The following is a 26880-nucleotide window of genomic DNA, read 5'->3' on the forward strand; positions in this document are numbered from 1 at the left end:
GGTGAGCGAGCAGGACGACATCGACGAACGCTGGATGCGCCACGCCCTGGCCCTGGCCGAGCGCGCCGAACGCGAGCACGACGAGATCCCGGTCGGCGCGGTGCTGGTCTCGGCCGGGGGCGAGATCCTGGGCGAGGGCGGCAACCGCAACATCGGCGACCGCGACCCCAGCGCCCATGCCGAGATCGTGGCGATGCGCGAGGCCGGCCGCCGCCTCGACAACCACCGCCTGATCGGCGCGACCCTGTACGTGACCCTGGAGCCCTGCGCGATGTGCGCCATGGCGATGGTGCACGCGCGCATCGCCCGGGTGGTCTACGGCGCCAGCGACCCCAAGACCGGCGCTGCCGGCAGCGTGTTCGACCTGCTCGCCGACCCGCGCCACAACCACCGCGTCGAAGTCCGCGGCGGGGTGCTGGGCGAAGAAGCCGGCAGCCGCCTGACCGCCTACTTCCGGCGCAAGCGCGGCAAGACCGACTGAAGCCACGGGCCTCGATGTAGGAGCGGCGCAAGCCGCGACCACGCCAGTTCAACCACGACGCAAACCCGATACGCAAGCGATCAGGCGGCGACGGAATCGCTGGACCGGCTTGAACGCGACATGGCGGTCGCGGCTCGCGCCGCTCCTACCCCGAGACGACCGGCGCCGCCGCCAGATCCTGCAGGACCGACGCCGGCCGCGATCGCGAGCACCCACGCCATCTCAGCGCCTCACTCCACCGGCAGCTTGCGCCCGTCGCGATCGAACTCGCGCTTGAGCTCGGCGTCCAGCATGGTCACGCTCATGCGCGCCTCGCGGCCCAGGTTGATCGAGGCCGCCAGCACCAGCAGCACGCCCAGCATGGCCAGCCCGGTCGGCACGCCGCGCAGGCGGTAGTCGCTGAACTGGTCGATGCCGATTGCCAGGCTGGTGGCCACGAACGCGCTCATCGCCGCGTACAGCAACTGCAGGCAGGTCAGGATCAGCCGCACCCGGCGCCGGTGCTGGATGATGCGCGCCTCCAGATAGGCGCGCGCATCGTCATTGCTGGTGTCCTCCAACTGCTTGAGCTGCTGGCGCATGCGGTCGACCACGCGCGCCAGGCGATTGTTCGAGGACACCAGCAGGGACGCGGTCGCGGTCAGGAAGAACGCCGGCGTGATCATCGCCGAGACCACGGCGTAGTGGCCGGCGGAGAGGTTCAGCACATCGCTCATGGCGCGGATTCCAGCGGCAGCGGGGTGGACGCCCTATGATGCCGCCAGACGGGGCTTTCGTCAGGCCTCGCTGCGCGGCTTGCGCACCTTGGCGCGGCGGTGGCCGTGGTCCATTTCCTCGTTGACCGCCTCCACCGCCAGCGAGGACTCCAGCGCCAGCAGCACGCTGGCGGCGAACATCGCCAATACGCCGCACACCGCCAGGATGGTCGGCAGCGAGGCCAGGCGGTAGCCCAGGTAGGCATCGCCGGCCACGGTCAGGCTGGTGCCGACGAAGAAGCTGATCGCGGTGTACAGCAACTGGCTGCCGCGCAGGATGATCTTGCTGCGGCGCTTCTGGCGCGAGATATGCGCTTCCAGCATCCGCCGTTCCTCCTCGTCCTCGGTCTCGGCCAGCTCCTTCAGCAGCACGCGCGCGCGGTCGATCACCCGCGCCAGGCGGTTGTTGGCCGACAGCAGCAGCGAGGCGGTCGCGGTCAGGAAGAACGCGGGCGCCAGCATCGCGGTCAGGATCGCGTAGTGGGCGTAAGCGGCGGTCTGCGACATCGGCCGGGGGAGCGGGGAGGGGAGGTGGGCTATGATGCCCCGAACGGACGCATCGCGGCGAGGACACGACAGGGGCCCATGACAGCGAAGAACGGCAACGACCACCGACTGATCTGGATCGACCTGGAGATGACCGGGCTCGACACCGACAACGACGCCATCCTCGAGATCGCGACCGTCGTCACCGACGCCCAGTTGCAGGTGCTGGCCGAGGGGCCGGAGCTCGCGATCCGCCAGCCGCTGGAACGGCTGATGGCCATGGACGAGTGGAACCGCAACCAGCACAGCAAGTCCGGCCTGTGGCAGCGCTCGCTGGACCAGGGCGTGGGCCTGGAAGAGGCCGAGGAGCGCACCCTGGCCTTCCTGGCGCAGTGGGTGGCCCACAACGCCTCGCCCATGTGCGGCAACTCGATCTGCCAGGACCGCCGTTTCCTGCACCGCCAGATGCCGCGCCTGGAGAAGTACTTCCACTACCGCAACCTCGACGTCAGCACGGTCAAGGAACTCGCGCGCCGCTGGGCGCCCGAGGTGCTGGCCGGCGTCGGCAAGGACGCCAAGCACACGGCCCTGAGCGACGTGCACGACTCCATCGCCGAACTGCGCCACTACCGCGCCGCCATGGGCAAGCTGGGCGGCCTGGGCTGATCGTGGCGCCGCCGCGCGGCCCTTCGCGAATCGCGGCCTAGGGTAGGAGCGGCGTAAGCCGCGACCCTGAAACACGAACGGCGACCCAACAGCGAAGTAGGCGGAATCTCCGGTCGCGGCTCACGCCGCTCCTACCCCAAAAGCGCGCGCCGCCGCCTTCCTGTGGGAGCGGCGTAAGCCGCGATGCTCTTGCGGCCCTCATCGTCGCGGGGATTCAATCGCGGCTTACGCCGCTCCCACAACCGCGCCCGCTCAGGCCTTGGGCTTCGCAGGCCGCGCCGCATCGCCGTCGTCGGCGACCGCCTTCACCAGCACATCCGACAGCGGCCTGCCGTCGGCGTCGTGGTGATACACGTGCAGATCGCGCTGCGGGTAGGGAATGCTCAAGCCGCGCCCGATGATGTCGTTGCGCACCGCTTCGTTGAGATCGCTGCGCGTGCGCAGCACATCGCCGGTCTTGGCCCAGACCCGCAGCTCCAGGTTGACGCTGCTTTCGCCCAGGCCGACCACCAGCACCTCGGGTGCCGGCTCCTTCAGCACCTTGGCGTGCGCGGCCGCGGCGCCCAGCAGGGTCTCGCGCGCCTGCTGCAGATCGTCGTTGTAGCCCACGCCCACCGCGATATCGATGCGGCGGCGCGGATTGGCGGTGAAATTGACGATGGGCGCGGTGGTGATCAGGCTGTTGGGCAGCACCACAGTGCGGTTGTCGATGGTGCGCAGCCGGGTCTGGAACACCCGGATCTGATCGACCGTGCCCTCGATGCCGGCGGCCTGCACGTAGTCGCCGACCCGGAACGGGCGCTGCATGATCAGCATCACGCCCGAGGCGATGTTGGACAGCGAATCCTTCAGCGCCAGGCCGATCGCCAGGCCCGCCGCGCCCAGCACCGCCAGCACCGAGGCCGGCGACACGCCCAGGGTGAACAGCGCCGAGGTCGTGACCACGACCACCATGCCGGCGTAGGCGATGTTGCGCAGGAAGCCGCGCAGGGTGGCTTCCATGTGGCCGCGCGCCATGGCGCGGTCGAGCGCGTTGGACAGGCGCTTGGCCAGCCAGATCCCGATCAGCAGGATCGCCAGGGCGCCGGCCAGCTTGAGCCCGGCGGCCTGCGCCATGCCCCACCAATCCACGCCCTTGAGGTCCGCCAGCGACGCGGGGACCTCCACCTGCACCGGCGGGACTTTCGCCGTCACCGCCTCAGCCCGCCTTGGCCTTCGCCAGGCGCAGCCAGGTGTCGACCACGGTGTCGGGGTTCAACGACACCGACTCGATGCCCTGTTCCATCAGCCACACCGCCAGGTCCGGGTGGTCGCTGGGGCCCTGGCCGCAGATGCCGACGTACTTGCCCTTGGCGCGCGCGGCCGAGATCGCCATCGCCAGCAGCTTCTTCACCGCCGGGTCGCGCTCGTCGAACAGCTTGGCCACGATCGCCGAATCGCGATCCAGGCCCAGGGTCAGCTGGGTCAGGTCGTTGGAGCCGATCGAGAAGCCATCGAAGATCTCCAGGAACTCGTCGGCCAGCAGCGCGTTGGACGGCACCTCGCACATCATGATGATCTTCAGGCCGTTCTGGCCCTGCTTGAGGCCGTTCTTCTCCAGCACCTCGACCACGCGCCGGCCTTCGTCCAAGGTGCGCACGAACGGGATCATCACCCAGCAGTTGGTCAGGCCCATCTGCTCGCGCACCTTCAGCACCGCCTGGCATTCCAGGGCGAAAGCGTCGGAGAACGAGGGATCGACGTAACGGCTGGCGCCGCGGAAGCCGATCATCGGATTTTCTTCATGCGGCTCGTAGCGCGAGCCGCCGATCAGGTTGGCGTATTCGTTGGACTTGAAATCCGACAGGCGCACGATCACCGGGTGCGGCGCGAACGAGGCGGTAATGGTGGCGATGCCCTCGGCCAGGCGGTCGACATAGAACTGCACCGGATCGTCGCCGTAGCCGGCGATCTTCTCGTCGATCTTCTTCTTGGTGGCCGCGTCCTGCTGCGCGTATTCCAGCAGCGCCTTGGGATGGATGCCGATGTGGCTGGCGATGATCATCTCCAGGCGCGCCAGGCCGACGCCGGCATGGGGCAGCATGGCGAAGTCGAACGCGCGCTCCGGGTTGGCGACGTTCATCATCACCTTCAGCGGCGCCGGCGGCATCTTTTCCAGATCGGCGACGTGGCGCTCGAAGGGCAGGGCGCCGTCGTAGATGTAGCCGGTGTCGCCCTCGGCGCAGCTGACCGTGATGGTCTCGCCGTCCTTGATCGTCTCCAGCGCGTTGCCCGTGCCGACCACGGCCGGCACGCCCAGCTCGCGGGCGATGATCGCCGCGTGGCAGGTGCGGCCGCCGCGGTTGGTCACGATCGCGGCCGAACGCTTCATCACCGGCTCCCAATCGGGGTCGGTCATGTCCGCGACCAGCACGTCGCCGGGCTGGACCCGGGCCATGTCGTCCAGGCTGCGCACCACGCGCGCCACGCCGCTGCCGATCTTCTGGCCGATGGCGCGGCCTTCGGCGACCACCGGGCCGCGGGCGCCGAGCTGGTAACGCTCGATCTGGGTGGCCTTGGCACGCGACTTCACCGTTTCCGGGCGCGCCTGGACGATGAACAGCTTGCCGCTGACGCCGTCCTTGGCCCATTCGATGTCCATCGGGCGGCCGTAGTGCTGTTCGATCACCAGCGCCTGCTTGGCCAGCTCGTGCACGTCGGCGTCGTCGATCGAGAAGCGGTTGCGCAGCTCGGCCGGGGTGTCCTCGATGCGCACGCGCTCGCCGGGCTGGTCGGAATAGACCATGCGCAGCTGTTTGGCGCCGATCGAGCGGCGCAGGATCGCCGGCTTGCCCTGGGCCAGGGTGGGCTTGTAGACGTAGAACTCGTCCGGATTGACCGCGCCCTGGACCACCATCTCGCCCAGGCCGTAGCTGGAGGTGATGAAGACCACGTCGCGGAAGCCGGATTCGGTGTCCAGGGTGAACAGCACGCCGGAGGAACCGACGTTGGAGCGCACCATCAGCTGCACGCCGGCGGACAGGAACACGTCCTCGTGCTTGAAGCCGTGGTGGACGCGGTAGGCGATGGCGCGGTCGTTGTAGAGGCTGGCGAAGACCTCCTTGACCTTGCGGACCACGTCGTCCTCGCCGGTCACGTTCAGGAAAGTCTCCTGCTGGCCGGCGAAGGAGGCGTCGGGCAGGTCCTCGGCGGTGGCCGAGGAGCGCACCGCCACCGCCACGTCGCTGCCGCCGTTGTCGCCGCACAGCTGGCGGTAGGCGCTGCGGATGTCCTGGTCCAGGGCCGGCTGCAGTGGGGCGTCGATGACCCAGCCGCGGATTTCGCCGCCGGCCGCGGTCAGGGCCGGCACGTCCTCCACGTCCAGCGTGGCCAGGCGGTCGAAAATGCGCTGGTGCAGGTCGTTATGGGCGATGAAGTCCTTGAACGCCTCGGCCGTGGTGGCGAAGCCGCCCGGCACCGAGACCCCGAGGTTGGCGAGGTTGCCGATCATCTCGCCCAGCGAGGAGTTCTTGCCGCCTACGCGGGCCAGATCGTTGAGGCGCAGCGCGTGCAGCCAGAGGATGTTCTCGTTCAAGGCACACTGTCTCCGAGGGGGGAGGTCGCGCCCGGGCGCGGCCAAGCGGATATGATCGCCGCTGCGCCGAGCGCATACAAGCTTGATCCGACGGGCTTTTTCGTATTGGAACGCGGTTTTGGAGGGTTGGGCGATGGCAGGAACACGGCCGGTTTTCTACGTTTCGGACGGCACCGGCATCACCGCCGAGACCATAGGCCATAGCCTGCTGACCCAATTCACCGAGACCCGCTTCGTCACCGACCGCATCCCCTTCGTGGACAGCGTCGAGCGCGCGCGCGAGGTCGGGGCCAAGATCCGCGAGGCCGCCCACGCCCACGGGGTGCGCCCGATCGTGATCAATTCCTGCATGGACGGCGAGGTCGGCGCGGCCCTGGCCGAGAGCGGGGCGCTGATGCTGGACGTGTTCGCGCCCTTCATCGAGCCCCTGGAGCGCGAGCTGGAGGAGAGCCGCCAGCGCCGCATCGGCCAGGCCCACGGCATCGCCGATTTCGAGACCTACCACCGCCGCATCAACGCGATGAACTTCGCCTTGACCCACGACGACGGCCAGAGCATCGACTACAACGAGGCCGATCTGATCCTGGTCGCGGTCTCGCGCGCCGGCAAAACCCCGACCTGCGTTTACCTGGCGTTGCACTACGGCGTGCGCGCGGCCAACTATCCGCTGACCGAGGAAGACCTCGAGCACGACCGCCTGCCGCCGCGCCTGCGCCCCTACCGCAACAAGCTGTTCGGCCTGACCATCGACCCGGTGCGACTGCAGCAGATCCGCCAGGAGCGCCGCCCCAACTCGCGCTACGCCCAGTTCGACACCTGCAAGCGCGAGGTCGCCGCGGCCGAGGCCATGTTCCGCGCCGAGCGCATTCCGACCCTGAGCACCACGCACACCTCGATCGAGGAAATCGCGAGCAAGGTGCTGACCACGCTGGGCATCAACCGCGAGATGTTCTGAAGACCGTTCAGGGAGGCCTGTCGAAGGCCGGGCGGCCGCCGCTGCGAAAGCGGTTTCGGTGCGCTGCCTATGATGCGGCAGGAACCCTTAACTTAGGCTTCTGAAGCAGGGTCGTCAACGCTGCCGCGAAGCGGTTCGCGCGTGTAGGATCGGCCGCATGACATCGCTCGCAGCCCGCTCCGCACGCATCCCGCGACTGACCCGTTTCGGTTGGTTGATGGGGCTGTACGCCGAGAACCATCGCCGCCTCACGCGCCTGTTCGCGCCCGCGGACCTGGCCCCCGGCACCTACCTGTCCTCGATCGGGGACGGCCTGGACCTGCAGCTGGACGTGATCGAGCAGCACCGCTACACCACCGAGCTGCGCATGACCTACGCGCTGCTGGACCCGCTCACCGGCGAACCCGACCCCTCCGCCTGGCTGCGCCTGTACAACGACGCCCATCAGCTGGAAGCCACGAATTGCTATGTCGGGCGGCGCTGGCAGGACGTGATCGGCATGTACCCGCCGCCGGCGGAGCTGATCGGCCACCGCATGCGCATGAACACTTTTTTAGGAAAGTGGCTCGAGTATCTAGCCGAACGTGGTCATGGCATGGCAACATTGCGCCCGGTCGAGATTCGCCCGCCTGGAACACCCCTCAACGAGGGCCCAGGCGGGGCGGCAAAAAAATTAGCGATGAATGCTTGACGACATCGCTGAACGCCCGCTAGAATTTTCGTCTTTCCAGCACGTGGGGCCATAGCTCAGCTGGGAGAGCGCTACAATGGCATTGTAGAGGTCGCCGGTTCGATCCCGGCTGGCTCCACCACTCTTCGAACACTGTGAAAGGGTTTCGACGAGTTAGCTGCAAGAACAATCAGTTTTGTCCCCATCGTCTAGAGGCCTAGGACATTACCCTTTCACGGTAGCGACCGGGGTTCGAATCCCCGTGGGGACGCCAAGCAGCAAAGATAAGGCCCTGATTCGTCAGGGCCTTTTTTTTTCCGGAGTTGGTCAGATCTAGCTCAGCTCAGTTCTGCAGTCGGTCCCTTGTCCTGCAGCCTCTTGCCGCAAATGGGAGTTTGCATCCCCGACCGACGCCAGTATCCGAGGCGCTCCTGCGACTTGCAGCGAACGGCGATCTCAAGCGAGAAATCACCGATTCGACTAGGACCGACGCCGATTAATCTTTACGCTTTCCCTTGTTGGGACGGTGCGGCATTGCGAGGGCGCGCCCGGCTCTGGAGCTTCCTGATTGCGTCATCAACGTCGTCCAGGACGGCCGTGCGAATGGCAGCGATTGTCTGGAAGTTCTTGAACAATGGCAGTTCGCTAGCAATCTCGTTCTCGATGTCTTCCAAAGACTGCATGAACAACATAATCCGAGTCTTCCGGTGGTGCATGCGGACCAGCTGATTCTTCTCCAATAGGATCTGAGCTGTTAGATCATGAATTCGATTCCATGCAGTGGAATCAATAGCCGTGTCATACATGCACTCTTCAACGTAGATGAATTTCCTGCTCAAGATCCGTGCGTAGTAGCCGCCAGATCTGGACGCTACGATTGTCGACTTGCTTGAAAGGCTGGCCGAGTCCGTAGTCCTCACCAGCCCGTTGCGATGCAGGAAATCCAGGCAGTCTTCGACCTTTCGATGCGTTGCTCCAATTCTGCAAAGCAAGTCGCAACATTCTTCGACACTGACCTCCATTGACTTCTCGTCCTTTGCTCGATGCAGCAGAAACTGCAACGCAAAAGCACGGAGCATTCTGAGTCGCCGCGCGCCGAGACGGGCGTCGAAGATGTTCACGCCCTCGGCGCGCCCCTCTCGGAAGTGCTGCCACTGGCCTAAAGTTGTGCCCTTAAAGACTTCGTGAAATGGAAAGTAATACTGAGTTTCACCCTGGAGATATTGCTGCAACGCCCTGTCAGCTTCGATGTGGCCAGACGTTAGGAAATTGCGGACTAGAGTGATTCCCTTGCGAATATTGAGATCGGCGATCGCTTCAACGTAGTCGCCCGCCTGCCCCCTAAGGATGCTCTGCTGGACGATGTCAAAGAACACGCTCAGGTCCGGAACCTGCAATCGCATGTTGTTCGCAAGGTCGATGCTCGCGGACTTCTTATGCAAGATCTTCTTTGCATAGGTGAGGCGGGCGGAAATCACCGCCTTCAATGGCGGCGGGTCGAGCCAGAGCTTTCGCAGCTCGTAGGCATCAAAAGCCGAGTCCGTCTTGTGTCGTACGAAAGTAGTGTCTCGCACGCTCACTATCACGTGGCAATGAACTCGCTTTGACAGCGCCAGCCCCTCGGCAAAAACCGCGGTCTCAAGCTCCTCGTCTTCATATAGATCGATGTTGTCTACGACAATAACAGCGAGATTCTTCTTAGCAAGAAACGTCAAAACCTTGTCAACGTAAGGTTCCGTCGCTTCATAATCGTCATAAATTTTCTTTGCAATCAGGCGATTCAGCTCAATCTGATCGTTTGCGAGCATGGCCAGAGGCCCTCGCTTCAGTGCCTGAATTTCGGCTTCATACGCGGGTTCGACTACAGACTTGTAGTCCACGGGCGCATTGGGAATGCGCGTCGCGAGATAGTCTTTTAGTTGCGCGTATATGAATTTCCTCGGGTCTCCGGTCTTGCCCATTGCCTCCATGTCAATGTAAATCCAATGGGCCTTCTTCTGGGAAAGGGTTTCGCTTCCCGTGACGAGTTCGAAGTGTTTCAAATAAGTAGACTTGCCAGCTCCGACGGAGCCAATGATCAACGTAACTGGCGGGGCGTGGCTCGGGGCGCTCTTCTCAATGATCGTCTGCAGATGATCACGCTGCTTTTGTCGATTGATTCGCTGGGCTGGCACGACGCTACGGGGTTTTGGATCCGCTAAGTGCATGCCAAGCATTGCGTCAAACTTCGTCCTTGCCTCTGTTGACACAAAGCATCGGCGAAGCACTTCGCTGTCGTGGAGTAGGGATTCAGAGTAAAGCGCTCCATCGAGCGCCGGGGTAATTTGGTCGGCAATGTTGTTGCGGTCGACACGGTCGTCCGCAACCTTGAAAGCGGTAAGCAGTCGCTCTTCCGGGGCTGGCAGTTCGTTAGTTATTCGGCTGAGGCTGCCCGCTGCAACGTTCTCTGCGCTCAGTATGTTGAAAAGTTCTTCCGCCTGGCCATGCTTGTCAAAAGGGAAGAGCAGCGACGCGTAGTTGTCGTTGGTGGAATTCTCGGTATTGAAGAAGCACCAACACAGTCCGTTAGTGACTACTACAACCTGGGCGCTTTTCCGCTTGGCGTACTCTTTGGCTTGTTCTATCGCGCTGGAAATCTCCCCATCACCTAGAACGCTTCCGCCCAGCTTTAGCTTTGCCTTGTTGGTAGGCGTCGGGAACGCCGCGCCAGCCTTCTTAGCTTCCACAATGATTGTGATGTCCCCAGATCTGAGGCAGTAGTCGATGAAGCCGGCTTTGCTGTCGCCGGGCGCATACTCTTCAACGATGACGGCACCGTAAGTCCATCCGAGGACTTCTCGAAGCATTCGGTCAATTACGTCATACCGGGTTTGAGCCTCATTCGCCTGAGATAGATCCTTTTCACCCACAAAGGCCTTCAGGTCGTCAAATCGCTCGGAAGTCTCGCCCCAGTCCGTCACCCGGCTATCAGCCATCCGCAATCCCCTGGTCCATTCAAACGGTCCCAAGGATTCTAGACGTCGCCCGGTCTGTAACAAGGTACGGGGAATCTATGATTGTAAATTATTGAAATTACTAGCATTTACGTTCAGTATGCTCGAGCTGCATGTGCCCGACCATGCAAAGATCGGGTCGGAACTTTACGAGGGATCCCCATGGGGACGCCAAGTAAAACACTTTGGTCTTGGGAAACGGGGCCCTAAGTTTTTTGCGTTCGGCGTTTGCGCATGCCAATGCTGTTCGGTCAACACAGCGCTTCGAACCTCGCAGGCATTTTGCTCTGCGCGATTGATTGTTCGCGGCCTGACGCCGCGCGAATCGCAAGGACATCGGCGCGAAGCCGGCGGCGATGCGCAGCGCGATCCGGCGACGCGTTCGCGCGGACGCTGCCTCGTTCTCCATCATCGAAGTTCCATCGTGCGGATCCGCTTCGATCGCGGATCGCCACGCGAACGCGTCGCCTCGTCTTCGATGCACATGCGGCCGCACGTCCGCTCGATTAGCGCTGCGCCATGGCTGCGATCCATGCTTCGGCCGATCGCGCATGCGCGTCCCAATCGGATAGGACACCCTCGTCCTGCTTTCCTGGCCAAACCCGTTGACCGCGTCCGTGCAGGCCGGCGACGCATCGTGCCGTACGCACGCGACAGGACGGCCGAGTCCAGTCCCGGCGGCCCATCCTCGGCGCTCGCTATGCCCATGCCCGTATCGAACGCCGCGACCCTGCTCAGCCTCATGTCCGCATTCCGCTCCCGTACGCGGGGCGCCGCCGCACCGCGCTCGCGACCGATCGTACACACTGATGTCGTCGCGGATCCTCGGCGGAGTTGGTGCCAGCAGTGGCCGCACCGGCGGCCACGAGAACAGTGTTCGACCCGCGGTTGAGAGATGTGGAAACGTGCCGTGCGCCTGATCTCAACGGTCCGCGGCCCCTGGTTGCGTACCTGCCTCTCGGCCGAGGCGCCGGGTGACCGATTTGTACTCCAAATTGCGTTGAGTACTAGGACGCTTGCGCGCGTCGATCCACTGAACATTTTCAGATCGAAGCGAGGCGGAGTCTTGACAAACAGCGGCGACTCAAACCGCTACTCGAACCACAAATAGGAGAATTGGGATATGAGTAGGTGTACCGCACCAGTGAGAGGACATCGCACCGCCAGCGCAGCAGCTGAGTGCCCAGCTTGTAGCAGCCGCAGTCGCAGTTACGGGTATTCGCCCTACACGGCGCCGTATTCCCCGCCTGCTTACTCGTCCCACTCATTGTCAGGAAGCAGTGGCGGAGGGCGGATTGGCGGCGGGTCGGGCGGCAGCGCAAGACCGAGCTGGTCAAGGGCAGGTTCTACCGTGATGTACACGCCCGCCGAGGTGAGAACACTCACCCCGTTTCGCGAAACCGTCGAGAGCCGAGCAGCCGTGCCTGATCTCCGGGACGTGTTTCTTTGCCACGCATGGGACGACCGGAAGGAGGGCGCTAAAGAGCTGCACGATCTGCTTGAAGCCAAGGGTGTATCGGTTTGGTTTAGCGAGAAGGACGTCGCCCTTGGTACCTCATTGATGCGCGAAATTGACAAGGGACTGGCGAAGTCGCGAATTGGGATAGTGCTGGTGACCCCTGCGCTGCTGAACCGCCTCAAAGCAGAAGGCATCGCCGACAAAGAGCTTTCCGCGCTCCTTGCCCGTGATCGGCTCATCCCCATCGTGCATAACACGACGTACGAGGCGCTACGCGAGGTCAGCCCGTTGCTAGGCTCGCGTAGCGGCCTGAGCACTGCAGACGATCCGATGGCAGATGTAGCGGCCAAGTTGGCGGAGCTGGTTGCCGTCGACTAAGCGTATGAATTTATGAGACTTTGAATCGGTGTTGGTAGCGGTCACGTAGGACGCGGAATGGACGACGGCGCTTCAGGTAATCAGGTGGTTAAGCGGGTATAGCCGTGGGGACGCCGAGTAAAAATAGAACCAGGGCTCGGGAAACCGAGCTCTGATTCTTTTGCGCGCAGCGAAAGTTCATCGCGCAGCGAAAGTTCGTGCCGCACTCGATATTAAACGCACGCCGCGCTAGCTTGCGCGCATGAGGCGCCATCGCCATGCATCGAGTCTGGGAACGCGCGCCAGCGCGGCGGCGTCTTCTCCGCATCCTTGATCGCGACGAGGGCATCGCTGATCGTCACGCGCAAATCGGGCATGGAATCGGCGTGCATACCGTTGTGCAGGCTTTCGCCGACCATGCGCGAAAGGCGGATTACCGTGTTCAATGCAGTAAGCACGCAGGTTACCCAGCTCGATCAGCATCAATTGCGCCAGAACCCGCGCCGCAGCTTTGCGCTCGCCGTGCTTGCGCAGCAGATCGATCAGCCAGACGCTGAGCGCGATCATGGCCGCGACCGCGGTCGAGTCGATCGCCCAAGCCGTGCGGATCTAGCTCAAGAGATATCTCAATGCACCGCTTCGCTGCCGCCGCTGGGCGCGTCCAGCGACGGACGCTGGCTGTCGGCGAGTTCCTTCTCGAACTCGGCCTCGAACTGTTCGAAGCTCAGGCCGCGGTCGGCGGCTTCCTGGGCGGCGGCGGCGCTGAGCGCGGGCGAGAACTTGAGCTGCACGGTTTCGCCTTCGCGCTCGTGCAGGGCGGCGGCGCGCTTGAGCATGATCAGCACCTTGGCGGCGCTTTCGGAGCCGCCGACGATACGGCCCCCCAGGCCCAGGGTCCATTCGCCGTCGCGTCGCACGATGCCGCCCAGCAACTGGCCGTTGCGGTCGCGCATTTCCGCGTGCGGCTCGATCGCGGGCGGGGCGGGGGCTCGGGCGGCCTTGGCGGCCTTGCGCTTCTTGGCGTCGCGGCGGGCTTTGGAATGGATCGACATGGGGCTTCCTTTGGCCGCTACCGGACCGTCTACGCGCAGATCATAGCCCGAGCCGGAAGGCGCCGCGCCCCGTCGCCGGGGGCGCGGCGGCGCCCGTCGTTCAGCCGATCCGCGTCGAGTTCAGGCGCAGGGCATTGGCCACCACCGACACCGAACTCAGGCTCATCGCCAACGCGGCGATCATGGGGCTGAGCAGGCTGCCGGTGAGCGGATACAGCAGGCCCGCGGCGATCGGCACGCCTAGCGCGTTGTAGAGGAAGGCGAAGGCCAGGTTCTGCTTCATGTTGGCCACCGCCGCCGCCGAGATCGCACGCGCGCGCACGATGCCGTTCAGATCGCCCTTGACCAGGGTGAGCTGGGCGCTGGCCATCGCCACGTCGGTGCCGGTGCCCATGGCGATGCCGACGTCGGCGCTGGCCAGGGCGGGGGCGTCGTTGATGCCGTCGCCGGCCATCGCCACGCGCCGGCCCTGCGCGCGCAAACGCTCGATCAGGGCCGCCTTGTCCTGCGGCCGCATCTCGCCGTGCACGCCGTCCAGGCCGAGCCTGCGGCCGACCGCATGCGCGGTGGTCGCCGCATCGCCGCTGGCCATCACCACCTTGAGGCCGGCGTCCTGCAGCGCACGTATCGCCGCGGCGGTGGTGGCCTTGATCGGATCGGCCACCGCGAGCACGCCGGCGGCACGGCCGTCCACGGCCAGGAACATCGCGCTGGCGCCGTCGCCGCGCAGGGTTTCGGCGTGAGCGGCGAGCTCGCCGAGGGCGATGCCGTCCTCGGCCATCAAGGCCGCATTGCCGAGCGCGAGCCGGCGTTCGCCGATGCGTCCACGCACGCCCAGGCCGGTCGCTGAATCGAACTCCTGCGCCGCCTCCAGGCGCAGGCCGCGTTCGCGGGCGGCCGCGACCAGGGCCGCGGCCAGCGGATGCTCGCTGCCCTGGTCCAGGCTCGCGGCCAGGCGCAGCACCTCGTCGGGCGCATGGCCCTCGGCGGCGATCGCCTCGCGGAACGCCGGCCGGCCTTCGGTGAGGGTGCCGGTCTTGTCCACGATCAGGGTATCGATCTCGCGCAGGCGCTCGATCGCCTCGGCATCGCGGAACAGCACGCCGGCCTCGGCGGCGCGGCCGCTGGCGACCATGATCGACATCGGCGTGGCCAGGCCCAGCGCGCAGGGGCAGGCGATGATCAGCACCGCCACCGCGTTGAGCACGCCGTAGGTCCACGACGGTTCCGGCCCGAACAGGCCCCAGCCCAGCAGGGTCGCCACGGCCACGCCGAGCACGCCGAGCACGAACCAGAACGCGACCCGGTCGGCCATGCGCTGCATCGGCGCGCGCGAACGTTGCGCCTGCGCCACCAGTTGCACGATCTGCGCCAGCACCGTGTCGGCACCGACCCGCGAGGCGCGCATCACCAGGCTGCCGGTGCCGTTGAGGGTGGCGCCGATCAGCGCATCGCCGGCCTGCTTGGCCACCGGCATCGGTTCGCCGGTGAGCATGGATTCGTCGATGCTGGAGCGGCCGTCCAGCACCTCGCCGTCGACCGGCACCTTCTCGCCCGGGCGCACGCGCAAACGGTCGCCGACCTGCACCTGCGCCAGCGGCACGTCCTCTTCGCCGCCGTCGTCGCGCAGGCGCCGCGCGTGCTCCGGGGCCAGGCCGAGCAGGCGCTTGATCGCGGCGGAGGTCTTGGAGCGTGCGCGCAATTCCAGCAGTTGGCCCAGCAGGGTCAGCGAGACGATCACCGCGGCCGCCTCGAAATAGACGCCGACGCGGCCGTGCTCGCGGAACGAGGCCGGGAACAGATCGGGAGCGAGCGTGGCCACCACGCTGTAGCCGAACGCGGCGGCCACGCCGATGCCGATCAGGGTCCACATGTTCGGGCTGCGGTTGCGGATCGAGGCCAGGCAGCGCTGGAAGAACGGCCAGCCGGCCCAGAGCACGACCGGCGCGCTCAAGGCGAACTCCAGCCAGGTGCGCGTTGCGTTCGACAGCGCCGGCCAGTTGTGGCCGAACATCGCCAGGACCAAGGTCGCCAGACTCAAGGGCAGGGTCCAGGCGAAACGGCGGCCGAAGTCGTGCAGTTCCGGATTCTCCTCCTCGTCCAGGCTGGGCGTCTCCGGTTCCAGCGCCATGCCGCAGATCGGGCAGGTGCCGGGACCGACCTGGCGCACTTGCGGATGCATGGGGCAGGTGTAGACGGTGCCCGCGGGCGCGGCGATCGGCTCGGCCGGCGAGGGCGCCAGGTACTTGGCCGGGTCGGCGAGGAATTTGCTGCGGCAGCCGGCCGAGCAGAAGGCGTGGTCGTGGCCTTCGTGCTCGGCGTGGTGCGGGCTCTTGGCCGGGTCCACGCGCATGCCGCAGACCGGATCGATCACGCTCGCGGTGTTCGCATCGGCGGTCTTGTTCGCGCAGCACGAGTGCGCGGGAGCGGGCGGCTGCGCGTGATCGTGCCCATGGTCGCGATGGTTCATGCGTCCTCCTGGGCCAACGCGGCCAGGATCGGGCAGCGCTCCAGCGCGCCGTGTCCGGGGCAGGCTTCGATCAGTTCGCGCAGGCCGTCGCGGATGCGGGTGAGCTCGGCCAGCTTGCGCTCGACATCGGCGAGTTTCTCGCTGGCGGTGGCCTTGAGTGCGGCCATGTCGCCGTCGCGGCGCGAGGACAGGTCGAGCAGGTCGCGGATCTCGACCAGGGTGAAGCCCAGCGCCTTGGCGCGGCGCAGGAAGCGCAGGCGTTCGACGTCGCGCTCGTCGTAGGCGCGGTAGCCCGATGCCTGGCGCTCGGGCGGCGGCAGGATGCCGTTGCGTTCGTAGTAGCGCACGGTGTCGATGGGGACGCCGGCGCGTTTGGCCAATAGACCGATCTGCATGACGTGCAATCCGTATCGGAGTGGAGTTGGGGCCAGTGTCCGGTCTGGACCATGGTCCAGAGTCAAGCCCCGTATCCGGCGGCGAGGCTGCCCGCCGCCGGATGCGGTTCACGATCAATGCCGCGCGTAGACCGTGCTCTCGCCGTCGCCGCCCACCAGCTCTACCGCATAAGCCTGGACGCTGCCGTCGGGCATCTCCATGCCCGGCGAACCGGCCGGCATGCCGGGCACGGTCAGGCCGCGCGCCTTGGGCTTCTCCTGCAGCAGGCGCTGGATATCGGCGGCCGGCACGTGGCCTTCGACGAAATAGCCGCCGACCTCGGCGGTGTGGCAGGAGCCCTTGCCGTAGGGCACGCCCAGGCGTTGCTTGACCGGCTGCAGATCCTCGCGATCGCGCACTTCGACCTGGAACCCGGCCGCTCGCACGTGCTCGACCCAGACGCTGCAGCAGCCGCAGCTGGGGCTCTTGTGGACCACCATCTTGGGCAGCGCCGGGTTCGGGGCGAGGTGCGCTGGGTGTTGCTCGTGCTGCTCGTGAGCGGCTGCGGGCGTTTCGCTGGCGACCGCGGCGGGCGCAGGCGCGGCGGCGCCGCTGCAGGCGCTGGCCGCGAAGGCGGCGGCCAGCGCCACAGCCAACATAGGCATCGTGGGTTTCATTCGGTGTCCTCGACTATCAGTGCGAGTGTTCATGCGCGTCGTGGGCTTCGGCGGGTGGCTCGGGCTTGGCTGCGGCCGGTTTCGCAGGCCGGGCCGCCGGCGTCGCTGCGGGCGCCGCGTGCTCATGCGCCTTGCCGTCCGCATGGCGGTGACCGCTGGATACCGGAGCTTCCGGCGCGGCCTTGCCTGCAGGTGGCTCGCCTGCGCCGGCCTGCATGCCGGCGTCGTGATTCCCATGCCCGCTGTCGTCGCTCCCGTGCGCAGCCTCTTCGCCATGATGGTCGGACGCCCCGTCCGGCCGGGTCTCGCCGCCACCGTGCGAATGCCCGCCGCTTTCGGCGACCAGGGCGCGATACTCGGCCTCGTCCATCGACGGCAGGGCCTGCAGCAGCGCCGCCATGTTCCAGATGTAGTCGTCGCCCATGCTGCGGCCCCAGGCCGGCATGCCCGAGGCCTTGATGCCGTGCTTGATCGTCCAGAACGCCTGCGCGGGATCGTCCGGCGCCTGCTTGCTGAAATCGGGCGGGGCGGGGTAGAGGCCGCGGCTGAGTTCGGTGCCCTGCATGCCGGGCGCCAGATGGCAGCCGGAGCACATGGCCTGGTAGTTGCCCGCGCCCTGGCGGATGCGTGCGGCGCTGGCCAGGTCCGCAGGCGGTTGCAGCTCGTTCGCGCGCATCGCGATCGAGCGCTCGCGCACCGTTTCCAGCACCGCGTACACCGGCCGGGTGTGCGGCGCGTCGGCGCCGACGTCGTAGATGCCGGCCCAGACGAAGCCGCCCGCCGCCGCGGCCAGCGCGGTGAACGCGACGGCGATCGCCAATGAGGTCTTGCGTGTATTCATCGACATGGCGGCCCCCTCAAAACCACACCCGGACGCCGGCGACGACGCGGGTGTCCCGGGTCGATTCGCCTTCGTCGCGGCGCAGGTCGGCGGTGTCGCCGAATGCACGCTCGTGGACCACGCCCACATAGGGCGCGAAGCGACGGCTGAACTCGTAGCGCAGCCGCAGTCCGGCCTCGAGCGTGCTCAAGCCCGAACCGACGCCGCGCTGCTTGTCCTGACTGCCGTTGAACTCGAGCTCGACCAGCGGCTGCAGGATCAGGCGATTGGTCAGCAGCACGTCGTACTCGGCTTCCACATTGGCCGCGACGCGGCCGGAGGCGCCGACATAGGCGGTGGCCTGAACCTCGAACTTGTACGGCGACAGGCCCTGCAGGCCGACCGCGAACCAGTCCTGCGAACGGCCGGGTTTGAAGTCGTGCTTGGCGCCGACCACCACGTCCCACCAGGGCGTGATGCTGCGGCCGTAGAGCGCTTCGAGGTTCGCCGCCCCGGTGACGCCGCCTTCGCGCTCGCCCTCGCTGCGCAGCCACAGGCGGTTGAGATCGCCGCCGAACCAGGCCGTGGCCTCCCAGGCCTCGCCGCGGCCGTGATCGGTATCGCCGACTTCCAGACGGTCGAACAGCACGTAGGTATTGAACTCGCGCGCGTGCTGCATGTGCTGGCGCAGCGGCGGGAACGCCGCGGCGCGGTCGGCGTCGGTGAGCGGCGGAATCGGCTCGCGCGGGGCCTGGCTCGCGGCGGGCGCGTGTCCCATCGCGGCGTGATCCATCTTGGAATGGTCCATGCCTGCGTGGTCGCCGCTGTCCTGGGGCGGAGCCTCGTGGCCCATCTTCGAATGGTCCATGCCCTCGTGCTCGCCGCCGCTCTTGGACGCAGCCTCATGGCCCATCGCGGCGTGATCCTTCTTGGAATGGTCCTGCGCCGGTTCGGCTTGCGCCGGCGGCTTGGGCGTAGGCGGCTGCGGCTGAGCGGCATGTGCGCCATGGTGCTGCGCCTGCGCGGCCGCCGCGAACGCGAGCGTCAAGGCAGCGAGTGCGGCGCGACGGGAAAAGAGGAGGGCGCTCATTCTTCGACCCTCACTTCGCGCATCATGCCCGCTTCCATGTGATAGAGCAGATGGCAGTGGTAGGCCCAGCGGCCGAGCGCGTCGGCGCGCACGCGATAGCTGCGGCGCGTTCCCGGAGGCATGTCGATGGTGTGCTTGCGCACCTGGAATTCGCCCTTTTCGTCTTCCAGGTCGCTCCACATTCCGTGCAGATGGATCGGATGGGTCATCATGGTGTCGTTGACCAGGGTGATGCGCATGCGCTCGCCATAGTTCAGGCGCAAGGGCTCGGCGTCCATGAACTTCTGGCCGTCGAACGACCAGGCGAACTTCTCCATATGGCCGGTCAGGTGCAGCTCGAGCGTGCGGCTGGGATCGCGGCCGTCGGGGTCCTGGAACAGGCTCTTGAGATCGGCGTAGCGCAGCACCCGGCGGCCGTTGTCGCGCAGGCCGATGCCGGGATCGTCGAGCCGCGGCGTGCTGGACATGGTCTGCATGTCGATCAGCGGATTGCCGGTTTCGGTGGCCGGGTGCCCGCCGGCATCGCCGGAGTTCATGCCGGCCATGTCGTGACCGGAGTGGTCCATGCCGGCCATCGACGGCGCGCCGCCGGCCATGCCCATGCTGGCGCCGCAGCTGCCCTCGGGCATCGTCTTCCTGGACGCGCCGTGGCTGCCGTGATCCATGCCGCCGTGGCCCATGTCGTCCATGCTCAGGATGACGCGCGGATCGGGCGCGGGCACCGGCGCGGACAGGCCTTCGCGGACCGCGAGCGTGCCGCGTGCATAGCCGGTGCGGCCCATGTCCTGGGCGAAGATCGTATATGCGTCCTGCCCCGAGGGCTCGACGATCACGTCGAAGGTCTCGGCCACCGCGATCCGGAATTCGTCGACGCTGACCGGATGGATGTACTGGCCGTCGGCCGCCACCACGGTCATTTTCAGGCCCGGGATGCGCACGTCGAAGTAGCTCATCGCCGAGGCGTTGATGAAACGCAGCAGCACCTTCTCGCCTGCGCGGAACAGCCCGGTCCAGTTGGCCGCCGGCGCGGTGCCGTTGAGCAGGTAGGTGTAGGTATGCGCGTTGATATCCGACAGATCGGTCGGGGTCATGCGCATGCGCCCCCACTGGCCGCGATCGCGCAAGGTCGCCGCCAGCCCCTGTTCGCGCGCGTCGCGGGCGAAGTCGCCGACCGTGCGCTTGTAGGTGTTGTCGTAGTCCGACATCTTCTTCATGCGCCGGAACAAGGCGGCCGGGTCCAGGTCGGTCCAGTCCGACAGCAGCAGCACGTGTTCGCGGTCGTAGTGGAACGGCGGCGGCTGCAGCGGGTCGACCACGATCGCGCCGTACAAGCCGGCCTGTTCCTGGAACATCGAATGGCTGTGGTACCAGTAGCTGCCGGACTGGCGCAGCTGGAAGCGGTACGCATAGGTCTCGCCCGGCGGAATGCCGTCGAAACTCAGGCCGGGCACGCCGTCCATGTTGGCCGGCAGCAGGATGCCGTGCCAATGGATGGAGCTGGTATCGCGCAAGCGGTTGGCGACCCGCAGGGTGACCGTGTCGCCCTCGCGCCAGCGCAGGATCGGCGCCGGCAGGGAGCCGTTGACGGTGATCGCCGGGCGCACGCGGCCGGTGAAATTGACCGGCGCGGTGTCGATGGCGAGGTCGAAATCGAGCCCGCGCAGCTCGCGGGCGGCGGTAGCCAGGGCCGTGCCTGCGAACGCGGGCGAGCGCCACAGCCCCAGCCCGGCGGCGACGCCGCCTGCGGCCAGGCCGGTGACGAAACGCCGGCGCGAAGGCTCGGCCAGGGTATCCGGCCGTCGGCCGGAGAAATCGGAAGGCATCGTCGAACTCCAAAGGATCGATAACGCCGGCGCGAGACGCGACGGCGGCACCGGGCCCACGCGGACGCGAACGCCCGCGGTGACCCGCCTGAGCGCGCCGCGACCGCGGCGCGTGGAGCGCTTATGCGATGGGAGGTCGGATCGGGTAGGGCAATGCCGGCGCGTCGTGATCGACCGGCATCGGCCGCGCGATCAGGCTGTGGCCGATATGCGCGCCGCCGAAAGCGAACGCGATCGCGGTGGCCGGCGCGGGCTGCAGGCAGGAACAATCGCAGGTCGGCGACTTGCAGCAGTCCGGCTGGGAGGCATCGGGCGCGTGGCCCCGGTCGTGGCCGCGGTGCTCGGCGCTGGCCGACATCCGCTCGTGATCCATGCCGGCCATCGACATGCCGTCGTGGCAAGAGGTATGGGTCATGGCGGCGGCTTCGATCGCGGCCGTCATGTGGCTCAGCTGCATTTGCGTGGACGCGACCGCGTACGCCGATCCGTTGAGGATCAGGCCGACGCACAGCAGCAGTCGCAGCAAGACGGACATCACCGGCCTACTTTAGCGCCGGCACGTCGGCTTGTCGTCAAAATGCGGGAAAACAGCCTGCGAAAGCCTGAACCCTGGTTCAGACCCACGACTGTGAATCCGGCCGGCCGCGGGCGTTTTCGCCGCGTTGACGGGGCGCCCCGTATCTGTGGCGCATGGCCCCTACCGCTGCCAGGCCAGCCCAGACGCCCCGCGGCGCCGCCGATGCCGCCTCCGCGCGCGAGGCGGCGCAGGCGGGCTTGCGCTACGTCAGCGATGCCGCCCCCGGCATCGTTCGCCTGCGTTCGGGCCGTGGCTTCCGCTACCGCGATGCGCGGGGGCGGCCGGTGCGCGACCCGGCGACCCTGGAACGGATCCGCTCCCTGGCGGTGCCGCCGGCTTATCGGGAGGTATGGATCTGCGCCCAGGCCAACGGCCATCTGCAGGCCACCGGTCGCGATGCGCGCGGACGCAAGCAGTACCGCTATCACCCGGACTGGCGGCACGCGCGCGACCACGGCAAGTTCGACCGCATCGTCGAGTTCGGCTCGGCGCTGCCGCGATTGCGCCGGCGCCTGCGCGCCGACCTCAAGCGTCCGGGCTTCCCGCGCGACAAGGTGCTGGCGATCGTGGTCGCGCTGATGGCCGACACCCTGCTGCGGGTCGGCAACCATGCCTATGCGCGCAGCAACGGCAGCTACGGCCTGAGCACCTTGCGCAACCGCCATATCGACTTCCTGCGCGGCGGCCGCGCCCGCCTGCATTTCCGCGGCAAGGGCGGGCAGGTGCATGAGGTCGCGATCGACGACGCCAGGCTGGTCGGGCAGATCCGCCGTTGCCAGCAACTGCCCGGGCAGTCCCTGTTCCAATACCTGGACGACGACGGCACGGTGCAGCCGGTCGATTCGGACGCGATCAACGCCTATCTGCGCCAGGCCATGGGCGGCGAGTTCAGCGCCAAGGACTTCCGCACCTGGGGCGGCACCCTGGCCGCGTTCCGGCGCCTGGCGCCGCTGCCGCTGCCCGAGGGCCAGCGGGGCAGGGCGGCGAGCGAGCGCGCTTTGGCGCAGGTCGAGAACAAGGTGGTGCGCGAGGTCGCTCAGGCGCTGCGCAATACGCCGGCGGTCTGCCGCAAGTCGTATATCGATCCGGTGGTCTTCGCCGGCTGGCGCGAGGGCGCCTTGTCGCCCTACGCGATGAAGGCGCGCGGAGAACGCCAATGGGAGCAGGCGGTGCTCAGCTACCTCAAGCGCCGGCATCGTCGCCGGCGGAAGGCCTGAAACCACAGGCACGGCGCGTCTGTGCGGTAGCCGGACCGGGCGGGCGGCTTGGCTGCGCCGACCGCCCGGCGAACCGCCGTCAGGCCGACGGCGGGTGCTGCATCGGATGCGAGGAGCGGTGCCGGAAACGCCGCGTCAGCCACTCGCCCAGGTCGTCCACCACCGTGAACGCGGCCGGGATCACGATCAGGCTCAGCAGGGTCGAGGTGATCAGGCCGCCGATGACCGCGATCGCCATCGGCGCTCGGAAGCTGGAATCGCCGGCGAAGCCCATCGCGATCGGCATCATGCCCGCGCCCATGGCCAGCGTGGTCATGATGATCGGCTGGGCGCGCTTGCGGCAGGCGTCGATCAGTGCGTCGTGCTGGCTCAGCCCGTGCTCGTCCTCGGCGATCACCGCGTAGTCCACCAGCAGGATCGAGTTCTTGGTGGCGATGCCGATCAACATCAGCAGGCCGATCAGGGCCGGCAGGGACAGCATGTTCTGGGTCAGCAGCAAGGCACCGAACGCACCGCCCGCGCACAGCGGCACTGCGGTCAGGATGGTCATCGGCATCAGCGCATGGTTGAACAGCAGCAACAGCACCATGTAGATGCAGATCAGACCCGCCGCCATCGCCAGCATGAAGCCGATGAACAGCTCGACGAAGACCTCGGCGTCGCCGGTATTGAGGAAGCTCACGCCCGGCGGCAGCTGCTTCACGCTGGGCAACTGCTGCACCGTCTCCATGACATCGCCCAGCGGCCGGCCGTTGAGTTCGGCGGTCAGGGTGACGTTGCGCTGGCGTTGGTAGCGCGAGATCAGCGAGGGACCGCTGCCCATCTGGATGTCGGCCACCGCGGCCAAGGGCACCGGCCCGTAGCGGCCGGGCACCCGCAACTGCCCGATCAAGGCCGGATTCGCCAGCGCGGCCTCGGCGAAGCCGACCCGGATCGGAACCTGGCGATCGGGCAGGTTGAGCTTGGCCAGGCGCTGCTCGTAGTCGCCGGCAGTGGCGATGCGCGCGGCCTCGGCGATATCGGCGGTGGCCACGCCCAGGTCGGCGGCCCGCGCCGGATCCGGCACGATCTGGATTTCGGGGCGCAACAGCGAGGCCGACGAAGTCACGCTGCCCAGCCCGGGGATGCGGCGCAGGTCGCGCTCCAAGGCGATCGACGCGTCCTGCAGGTGCTGCGGATCGTCGCCGGACAGCACCAGTTGCAACTGATTGCCCGGTTCGGAACTGACATAGCTCACGCGCACGCCGGCCAGCTTGGCCAGGCGCTCGCGCGCTTCGCGTTCCAGCACGCGCTGGTCGCGTTCGCGGTCGTCGGCGACGCCCCAGTCCAGCACCAGGGTGGCCTTGCGCGATTCGCCGATGCCGGTGGTCGAGGGATCGCCCAGATCCAGCACGCTGCCGATCGCGGTGTAGACCTGCTTGAGCTCGGGGATGTCCTTGAGCAGCAGGCGCGCGCGTTCGGCCACGGCCTTGGTTTCCTCCAGCCGCGTGCCGGGCGGCAGCTCCAGGCTCAGGTTGCTGCGCCCCAGGTCGGACTGCGGGATGAAGGTGGCCGGGATCAGCGGCACCAGCGCCAGCGAGGCGAAGAACAAACCGGTGGCGATCCACAAGGTGCGCGCGCGATGGCGCAGGGCCGCGTCCACCCAGCCCAGGTACCAGCGCATCAGCTTGGAATCGCCTTTCTCCTCGCCGTGCGGCTTGAGCAGGTAGGCGGCCATCATCGGCGTCAGCAGGCGCGCGACCAGCAGCGAGAACAAGACCGCGGTGGCGGCGGTCCAACCGAACTCGCGGAAGAACTTGCCGGCGATACCCGGCATGAACGCCACCGGCACGAACACCGCCGCCAGGGTCAGCGAGGTCGCGATCACCGCGTTGCCGATCTCCCCGGCGGCCTCGCGGGCCGCCTCCAAGGGCGATTTGCCCATGCGCAGATGGCGGACGATGTTCTCGATCTCGACGATGGCGTCGTCCACCAGGATGCCCACCACCACCGACAGCGCCAGCAGGGTGATCAGGTTCAGGGTGAATCCGAAGAAGTACATCACCGCGAAGGTCGGAATGATCGACAGGGGCAGGGCCAGCGCCGATACCCAGGTCGCGCGCCAGTCGCGCAGGAACAGCCACACCACCAGCAGCGCCAACAACGCGCCCTCCCAGAGCATGGTCATCGACGAATCGTAGGAGCGGTGGGTCTCCTCGATGACGGTGGTGACCAGGCGGAAATCGATGCCGGCGTGGCTAGCCCTGAGGTCCGCGAGCGCCTGGTGCACGCCTTTCTCGACCTTGACCTCGCTGGAGCCGCGCGTGCGCGACATCGAGAACGCGACCACGTCGCGGCCGTCCAGCAGCGCCGCCTCGGTGGGGTCGGCGGCGGCGTCGCTGACCTTGGCCAGCGCCGACAGGCGCACCGCGCGCCCGTCCGGCAAGCTGATCGAATAGTCGCGCAGGGCTTGGGCATTGCCGACCGTGCCCAGAGTGCGGATGGTCTGCTGCGCACCGTCCAGTTCGGCCTTGCCGCCCGCGCGCTCGACCTGGATCTGCGCCAACTGCCGCGATACGTCGCCGGCGGTCACGCCGAAAGCCTGCAGGGCGTTCGGGTCCAGATCGATGCGCACCTGCCGCTGCACGCCGCCCACGCGGGTGACCCGGGCCACGCCGGGCACGCCGTACATCGCGCGCGAAACCTCGCGGTCGACGAACCAGCTGGCCTCGTCGGGCGTCATCTGCGGCGCGACCAGGGCGTAGGTCATCAGCGAACCGCCGATGTCGACCTTGGAGATCACCGGCTCCTGGATGTCCTGCGGCAGATCGGTGCGAATGCGCGTCACCGCGTCGCGGGTGTCGTCCAGCGCGGTGGCCAGATCGGTTTCCAGTTGGAACTCGATATTGGTGGTGCTGACGCCCTCGCTGACCGTGGAGATCACCCGCTTGACGTTGGTCACGGTCGCGACCGAGTCCTCGACCTTGCGCGTGACCTCGGCCTCGAGCTGGCTGGGCGAGGCGCCCGGCTGGGTCACCGTGACCGTGGTCATCGGGAATGCGACATCGGGGAAGCGCGCCACCGGCAGCTTGTAGAAGCCCCACAGCCCGGCGACGCACAAGACGAAGAACACCATGATCGCCGGCAGCGGCCGGCTGATCGCCCAGGAGGAGAAATTCATCGTGCGCCCGCCTTGGCGGTCGCGGCCGGCACCACGCGCACGCGGTCGCCGTCGCCGAGGAAGCCCGCGCCCTCGGCGACGACCTGCTCGCCTTGCTTCAGGCCCTCGATGATCTCCACCATTGCGTTCGTGGTCAGGCCGGTGCGCACGCGCTTGCGCTGCACCACATGCGCATCCTTCATGGTGAACACGTAGCTATGCCCGTCGCGCTGTACCACCGCGGTGCTGGGCACCATCAGGGCGCGGCCGGCGCCGGTGACGATGCGGCCCTCCACGTAGACGCCCGGCTTGAGCGCGCCGGGTTCGGGCAGGTCGACGTAGACTGTGCCGGTGCGCGTCTGCGCATCGACGCCGGGTGTGACCGCGCGTATGCGGCCGGCGACGGTGCCGCCTGCATAGGGCAGCTCGACCGTATTGCCGACCGCGACCCCGGCCAGCTGATCCTCCGGCAGTTCGGCCCGCCATTCCAGGCGGCCGTCGCGAATCAGGCGCAGCAGCTCGTTGCCCGCGGCCACGACCTGGCCCGGCTGCACCAGGCGTTTGGAGATCACGCCGTCGGCGGGCGCGCGCAGCTGAGCGAAATCCCGGCGCAGCTTGGCCGCGTCGCGGCCGGCGCGGGCGGTGGCGACCTGGGCCTCGGCCTGCACGCGGGTGGCGCGCAGCTCGTCCAGATTGCCGGCGCTGATCAACTGCTCGGCGGCCAGTTTGGCGCCGCGATCGTAACTGACCTGGGCCAGCGACAAGGACGCCTGCGCCTGCCGCAGCGAGGCCTCGGCCTGGGCCAGCTCGCTGTCCAGGGTGCGGTGATCCAACTCCAGCAGCACCTGGCCCTTGCGCACGGACTGGCCGACGTCGACGTTCAGCGCGGTCACTCGTTGCCCGCTGAGTTCCACGCCCAGTTGCATTTCCTCGTAGGGCGACACCGGGCCCGACACCAGCACGCTGCGCGCCAGCGGCTGAGCTAGCGCGGGCGCCAGCGACACCGCCAGCGCCGAGGCATCGCTGGCCTTGCTTTCCTCCTTGGCCCCTCCGCACGCCGCCAGCAGGAAGCAGATCAGGAATACGATTGGCCAACGCGGGGAGCGTGCACGCATGGAAGATTCCGTAGCAGAAGTGGGAATGGGGCTAGGCGTAGCGAGGGCGGCGGCCGCAGCGGCGATCGGCTGCGCGAGCGGCAGGCAGTTCCGGCCTCGATCGGGCACATTGCGCCCAGCTTATGAGGA

The 26880-nt window shown here is 67.1% G+C and carries 22 protein-coding genes and 2 tRNA genes; 8 read left to right on the plus strand and 16 right to left on the minus strand.

Features of this window, described 5'->3' with window-relative positions:
• The first annotated feature begins 1 nt into the window (after position 1).
• Positions 2-481: a tRNA adenosine(34) deaminase TadA gene (tadA, locus tag V1318_RS01565; RefSeq protein WP_332937134.1), complete on the plus strand. Its 480-nt coding sequence runs from the start codon at positions 2-4 to the stop codon at positions 479-481.
• A 230-nt stretch (positions 482-711) separates the two neighbouring features.
• On the opposite strand, the gene V1318_RS01570 is transcribed toward tadA, so the two are convergent.
• On the minus strand, positions 712-1197 hold the full coding sequence (locus V1318_RS01570; protein WP_332937136.1) for a DUF2721 domain-containing protein: 486 nt from the start codon (positions 1195-1197) through the stop codon (positions 712-714).
• Positions 1198-1257: 60 nt separating this feature from the next.
• The gene (locus tag V1318_RS01575) at positions 1258-1743 is read right to left on the minus strand and encodes a DUF2721 domain-containing protein (protein WP_332937137.1); all 486 of its coding nucleotides are present in this window, start codon (positions 1741-1743) and stop codon (positions 1258-1260) included.
• Positions 1744-1821: 78 nt separating this feature from the next.
• Between V1318_RS01575 and orn the strand changes: the two genes are divergently transcribed.
• Entirely contained in the window at positions 1822-2388 is a 567-nt protein-coding gene (gene orn, locus V1318_RS01580; protein WP_332937138.1) for an oligoribonuclease, read from the plus strand.
• 252 nt (positions 2389-2640) lie between these two features.
• On the opposite strand, the gene V1318_RS01585 is transcribed toward orn, so the two are convergent.
• Positions 2641-3582: a mechanosensitive ion channel domain-containing protein gene (locus tag V1318_RS01585; protein WP_332937140.1), complete on the minus strand. Its 942-nt coding sequence runs from the start codon at positions 3580-3582 to the stop codon at positions 2641-2643.
• A gap of 4 nt (positions 3583-3586) precedes the next feature.
• Positions 3587-5962 (minus strand): phosphoenolpyruvate synthase, encoded by a 2376-nt coding sequence (gene ppsA / locus V1318_RS01590; RefSeq protein ID WP_332937142.1) that lies wholly within the window; start codon positions 5960-5962, stop codon positions 3587-3589.
• A 133-nt stretch (positions 5963-6095) separates the two neighbouring features.
• Between ppsA and V1318_RS01595 the strand changes: the two genes are divergently transcribed.
• The 4 genes from V1318_RS01595 (at position 6096) to V1318_RS01610 (ending at position 7861) form a co-directional block, all read left to right on the plus strand.
• Complete coding sequence (locus V1318_RS01595) at positions 6096-6917, plus strand: pyruvate, water dikinase regulatory protein (protein WP_332937144.1); 822 nt, start codon at positions 6096-6098, stop codon at positions 6915-6917.
• Between the two features lie 157 nt (positions 6918-7074).
• On the plus strand, positions 7075-7608 hold the full coding sequence (locus V1318_RS01600; RefSeq protein ID WP_332937146.1) for a DUF1249 domain-containing protein: 534 nt from the start codon (positions 7075-7077) through the stop codon (positions 7606-7608).
• A 45-nt stretch (positions 7609-7653) separates the two neighbouring features.
• Positions 7654-7729, plus strand: a tRNA-Ala gene (locus V1318_RS01605).
• Positions 7730-7785: 56 nt separating this feature from the next.
• Positions 7786-7861: transfer RNA gene (locus tag V1318_RS01610), tRNA-Glu, on the plus strand.
• A 229-nt stretch (positions 7862-8090) separates the two neighbouring features.
• Here the strand turns inward: V1318_RS01610 and V1318_RS01615 are convergent.
• Positions 8091-10562 carry a hypothetical protein gene (locus V1318_RS01615; RefSeq protein ID WP_332937147.1) on the minus strand — a complete coding sequence of 824 codons (2472 nt, stop codon included), beginning with the start codon at positions 10560-10562 and terminating at the stop codon, positions 8091-8093.
• Between the two features lie 1372 nt (positions 10563-11934).
• Between V1318_RS01615 and V1318_RS01620 the strand changes: the two genes are divergently transcribed.
• Complete coding sequence (locus V1318_RS01620) at positions 11935-12417, plus strand: toll/interleukin-1 receptor domain-containing protein (RefSeq protein ID WP_332937148.1); 483 nt, start codon at positions 11935-11937, stop codon at positions 12415-12417.
• A gap of 228 nt (positions 12418-12645) precedes the next feature.
• Here the strand turns inward: V1318_RS01620 and V1318_RS01625 are convergent, their stop codons facing one another.
• From V1318_RS01625 to V1318_RS01665, 9 genes are all read right to left on the minus strand, one after another.
• On the minus strand, positions 12646-12963 hold the full coding sequence (locus tag V1318_RS01625) for a hypothetical protein (RefSeq protein WP_332937150.1): 318 nt from the start codon (positions 12961-12963) through the stop codon (positions 12646-12648).
• Positions 12964-13022: 59 nt separating this feature from the next.
• The gene (locus V1318_RS01630; RefSeq protein WP_332937152.1) at positions 13023-13448 is read right to left on the minus strand and encodes a hypothetical protein; all 426 of its coding nucleotides are present in this window, start codon (positions 13446-13448) and stop codon (positions 13023-13025) included.
• Between the two features lie 100 nt (positions 13449-13548).
• Complete coding sequence (locus V1318_RS01635) at positions 13549-15918, minus strand: heavy metal translocating P-type ATPase (RefSeq protein WP_332937153.1); 2370 nt, start codon at positions 15916-15918, stop codon at positions 13549-13551.
• Positions 15915-16313, minus strand: a complete 399-nt coding sequence (locus V1318_RS01640) for a heavy metal-responsive transcriptional regulator (RefSeq protein ID WP_332937155.1) — start codon at positions 16311-16313, stop codon at positions 15915-15917. The genes V1318_RS01635 and V1318_RS01640 overlap by 4 nt, the downstream gene beginning before the upstream one ends.
• 114 nt (positions 16314-16427) lie before the next feature.
• Positions 16428-16958 carry a DUF411 domain-containing protein gene (locus V1318_RS01645; RefSeq protein ID WP_332937156.1) on the minus strand — a complete coding sequence of 177 codons (531 nt, stop codon included), beginning with the start codon at positions 16956-16958 and terminating at the stop codon, positions 16428-16430.
• A 28-nt stretch (positions 16959-16986) separates the two neighbouring features.
• Positions 16987-17817 (minus strand): cytochrome c, encoded by an 831-nt coding sequence (locus V1318_RS01650; RefSeq protein ID WP_332937158.1) that lies wholly within the window; start codon positions 17815-17817, stop codon positions 16987-16989.
• A gap of 10 nt (positions 17818-17827) precedes the next feature.
• Positions 17828-18880, minus strand: coding sequence for a copper resistance protein B (locus V1318_RS01655; RefSeq protein WP_332937160.1), 1053 nt, complete (start codon positions 18878-18880; stop codon positions 17828-17830).
• Positions 18877-20703: a copper resistance system multicopper oxidase gene (locus V1318_RS01660; protein ID WP_332937162.1), complete on the minus strand. Its 1827-nt coding sequence runs from the start codon at positions 20701-20703 to the stop codon at positions 18877-18879. Before V1318_RS01660 ends, V1318_RS01655 begins: the two co-directional genes overlap by 4 nt.
• A gap of 121 nt (positions 20704-20824) precedes the next feature.
• Positions 20825-21238: a CopL family metal-binding regulatory protein gene (locus V1318_RS01665; RefSeq protein WP_332937164.1), complete on the minus strand. Its 414-nt coding sequence runs from the start codon at positions 21236-21238 to the stop codon at positions 20825-20827.
• Positions 21239-21393: 155 nt separating this feature from the next.
• Between V1318_RS01665 and V1318_RS01670 the strand changes: the two genes are divergently transcribed.
• Positions 21394-22497, plus strand: a complete 1104-nt coding sequence (locus V1318_RS01670; RefSeq protein WP_332937166.1) for a DNA topoisomerase IB — start codon at positions 21394-21396, stop codon at positions 22495-22497.
• 79 nt (positions 22498-22576) lie between these two features.
• Here V1318_RS01670 and V1318_RS01675 read toward each other — a convergent pair whose 3' ends face one another.
• Both V1318_RS01675 and V1318_RS01680 read right to left on the minus strand, forming a co-directional pair.
• On the minus strand, positions 22577-25657 hold the full coding sequence (locus V1318_RS01675) for an efflux RND transporter permease subunit (RefSeq protein WP_332937168.1): 3081 nt from the start codon (positions 25655-25657) through the stop codon (positions 22577-22579).
• Positions 25654-26751, minus strand: a complete 1098-nt coding sequence (locus V1318_RS01680) for an efflux RND transporter periplasmic adaptor subunit (protein ID WP_332937170.1) — start codon at positions 26749-26751, stop codon at positions 25654-25656. Before V1318_RS01680 ends, V1318_RS01675 begins: the two co-directional genes overlap by 4 nt.
• Positions 26752-26880 lie beyond the last annotated feature (129 nt).

Source organism: Lysobacter sp. CCNWLW3, from assembly GCF_036697405.1.
Taxonomy (GTDB): domain Bacteria; phylum Pseudomonadota; class Gammaproteobacteria; order Xanthomonadales; family Xanthomonadaceae; genus Lysobacter.

What these genes read in the sequence shown, in the direction of transcription:
- V1318_RS01680 (WP_332937170.1), bottom strand. Translation starts at nt 26,751, where the DNA reads ATGCGTGCACGCTCCCCGCGTTGGCCAATCGTATTCCTGATCTGCTTC.
- V1318_RS01655 (WP_332937160.1), bottom strand. Translation starts at nt 18,880, where the DNA reads ATGAGCGCCCTCCTCTTTTCCCGTCGCGCCGCACTCGCTGCCTTGACG.
- V1318_RS01670 (WP_332937166.1), top strand. Translation starts at nt 21,394, where the DNA reads ATGGCCCCTACCGCTGCCAGGCCAGCCCAGACGCCCCGCGGCGCCGCC.
- V1318_RS01600 (WP_332937146.1), top strand. Translation starts at nt 7,075, where the DNA reads ATGACATCGCTCGCAGCCCGCTCCGCACGCATCCCGCGACTGACCCGT.
- V1318_RS01630 (WP_332937152.1), bottom strand. Translation starts at nt 13,448, where the DNA reads ATGTCGATCCATTCCAAAGCCCGCCGCGACGCCAAGAAGCGCAAGGCC.
- V1318_RS01570 (WP_332937136.1), bottom strand. Translation starts at nt 1,197, where the DNA reads ATGAGCGATGTGCTGAACCTCTCCGCCGGCCACTACGCCGTGGTCTCG.
- V1318_RS01640 (WP_332937155.1), bottom strand. Translation starts at nt 16,313, where the DNA reads ATGCAGATCGGTCTATTGGCCAAACGCGCCGGCGTCCCCATCGACACC.
- V1318_RS01635 (WP_332937153.1), bottom strand. Translation starts at nt 15,918, where the DNA reads ATGAACCATCGCGACCATGGGCACGATCACGCGCAGCCGCCCGCTCCC.
- V1318_RS01575 (WP_332937137.1), bottom strand. Translation starts at nt 1,743, where the DNA reads ATGTCGCAGACCGCCGCTTACGCCCACTACGCGATCCTGACCGCGATG.
- V1318_RS01660 (WP_332937162.1), bottom strand. Translation starts at nt 20,703, where the DNA reads ATGCCTTCCGATTTCTCCGGCCGACGGCCGGATACCCTGGCCGAGCCT.
- V1318_RS01650 (WP_332937158.1), bottom strand. Translation starts at nt 17,817, where the DNA reads ATGTCGATGAATACACGCAAGACCTCATTGGCGATCGCCGTCGCGTTC.
- V1318_RS01665 (WP_332937164.1), bottom strand. Translation starts at nt 21,238, where the DNA reads ATGTCCGTCTTGCTGCGACTGCTGCTGTGCGTCGGCCTGATCCTCAAC.
- V1318_RS01620 (WP_332937148.1), top strand. Translation starts at nt 11,935, where the DNA reads ATGTACACGCCCGCCGAGGTGAGAACACTCACCCCGTTTCGCGAAACC.
- V1318_RS01615 (WP_332937147.1), bottom strand. Translation starts at nt 10,562, where the DNA reads ATGGCTGATAGCCGGGTGACGGACTGGGGCGAGACTTCCGAGCGATTT.
- V1318_RS01625 (WP_332937150.1), bottom strand. Translation starts at nt 12,963, where the DNA reads ATGATCGCGCTCAGCGTCTGGCTGATCGATCTGCTGCGCAAGCACGGC.
- V1318_RS01645 (WP_332937156.1), bottom strand. Translation starts at nt 16,958, where the DNA reads ATGCCTATGTTGGCTGTGGCGCTGGCCGCCGCCTTCGCGGCCAGCGCC.
- V1318_RS01595 (WP_332937144.1), top strand. Translation starts at nt 6,096, where the DNA reads ATGGCAGGAACACGGCCGGTTTTCTACGTTTCGGACGGCACCGGCATC.
- orn (WP_332937138.1), top strand. Translation starts at nt 1,822, where the DNA reads ATGACAGCGAAGAACGGCAACGACCACCGACTGATCTGGATCGACCTG.
- V1318_RS01675 (WP_332937168.1), bottom strand. Translation starts at nt 25,657, where the DNA reads ATGAATTTCTCCTCCTGGGCGATCAGCCGGCCGCTGCCGGCGATCATG.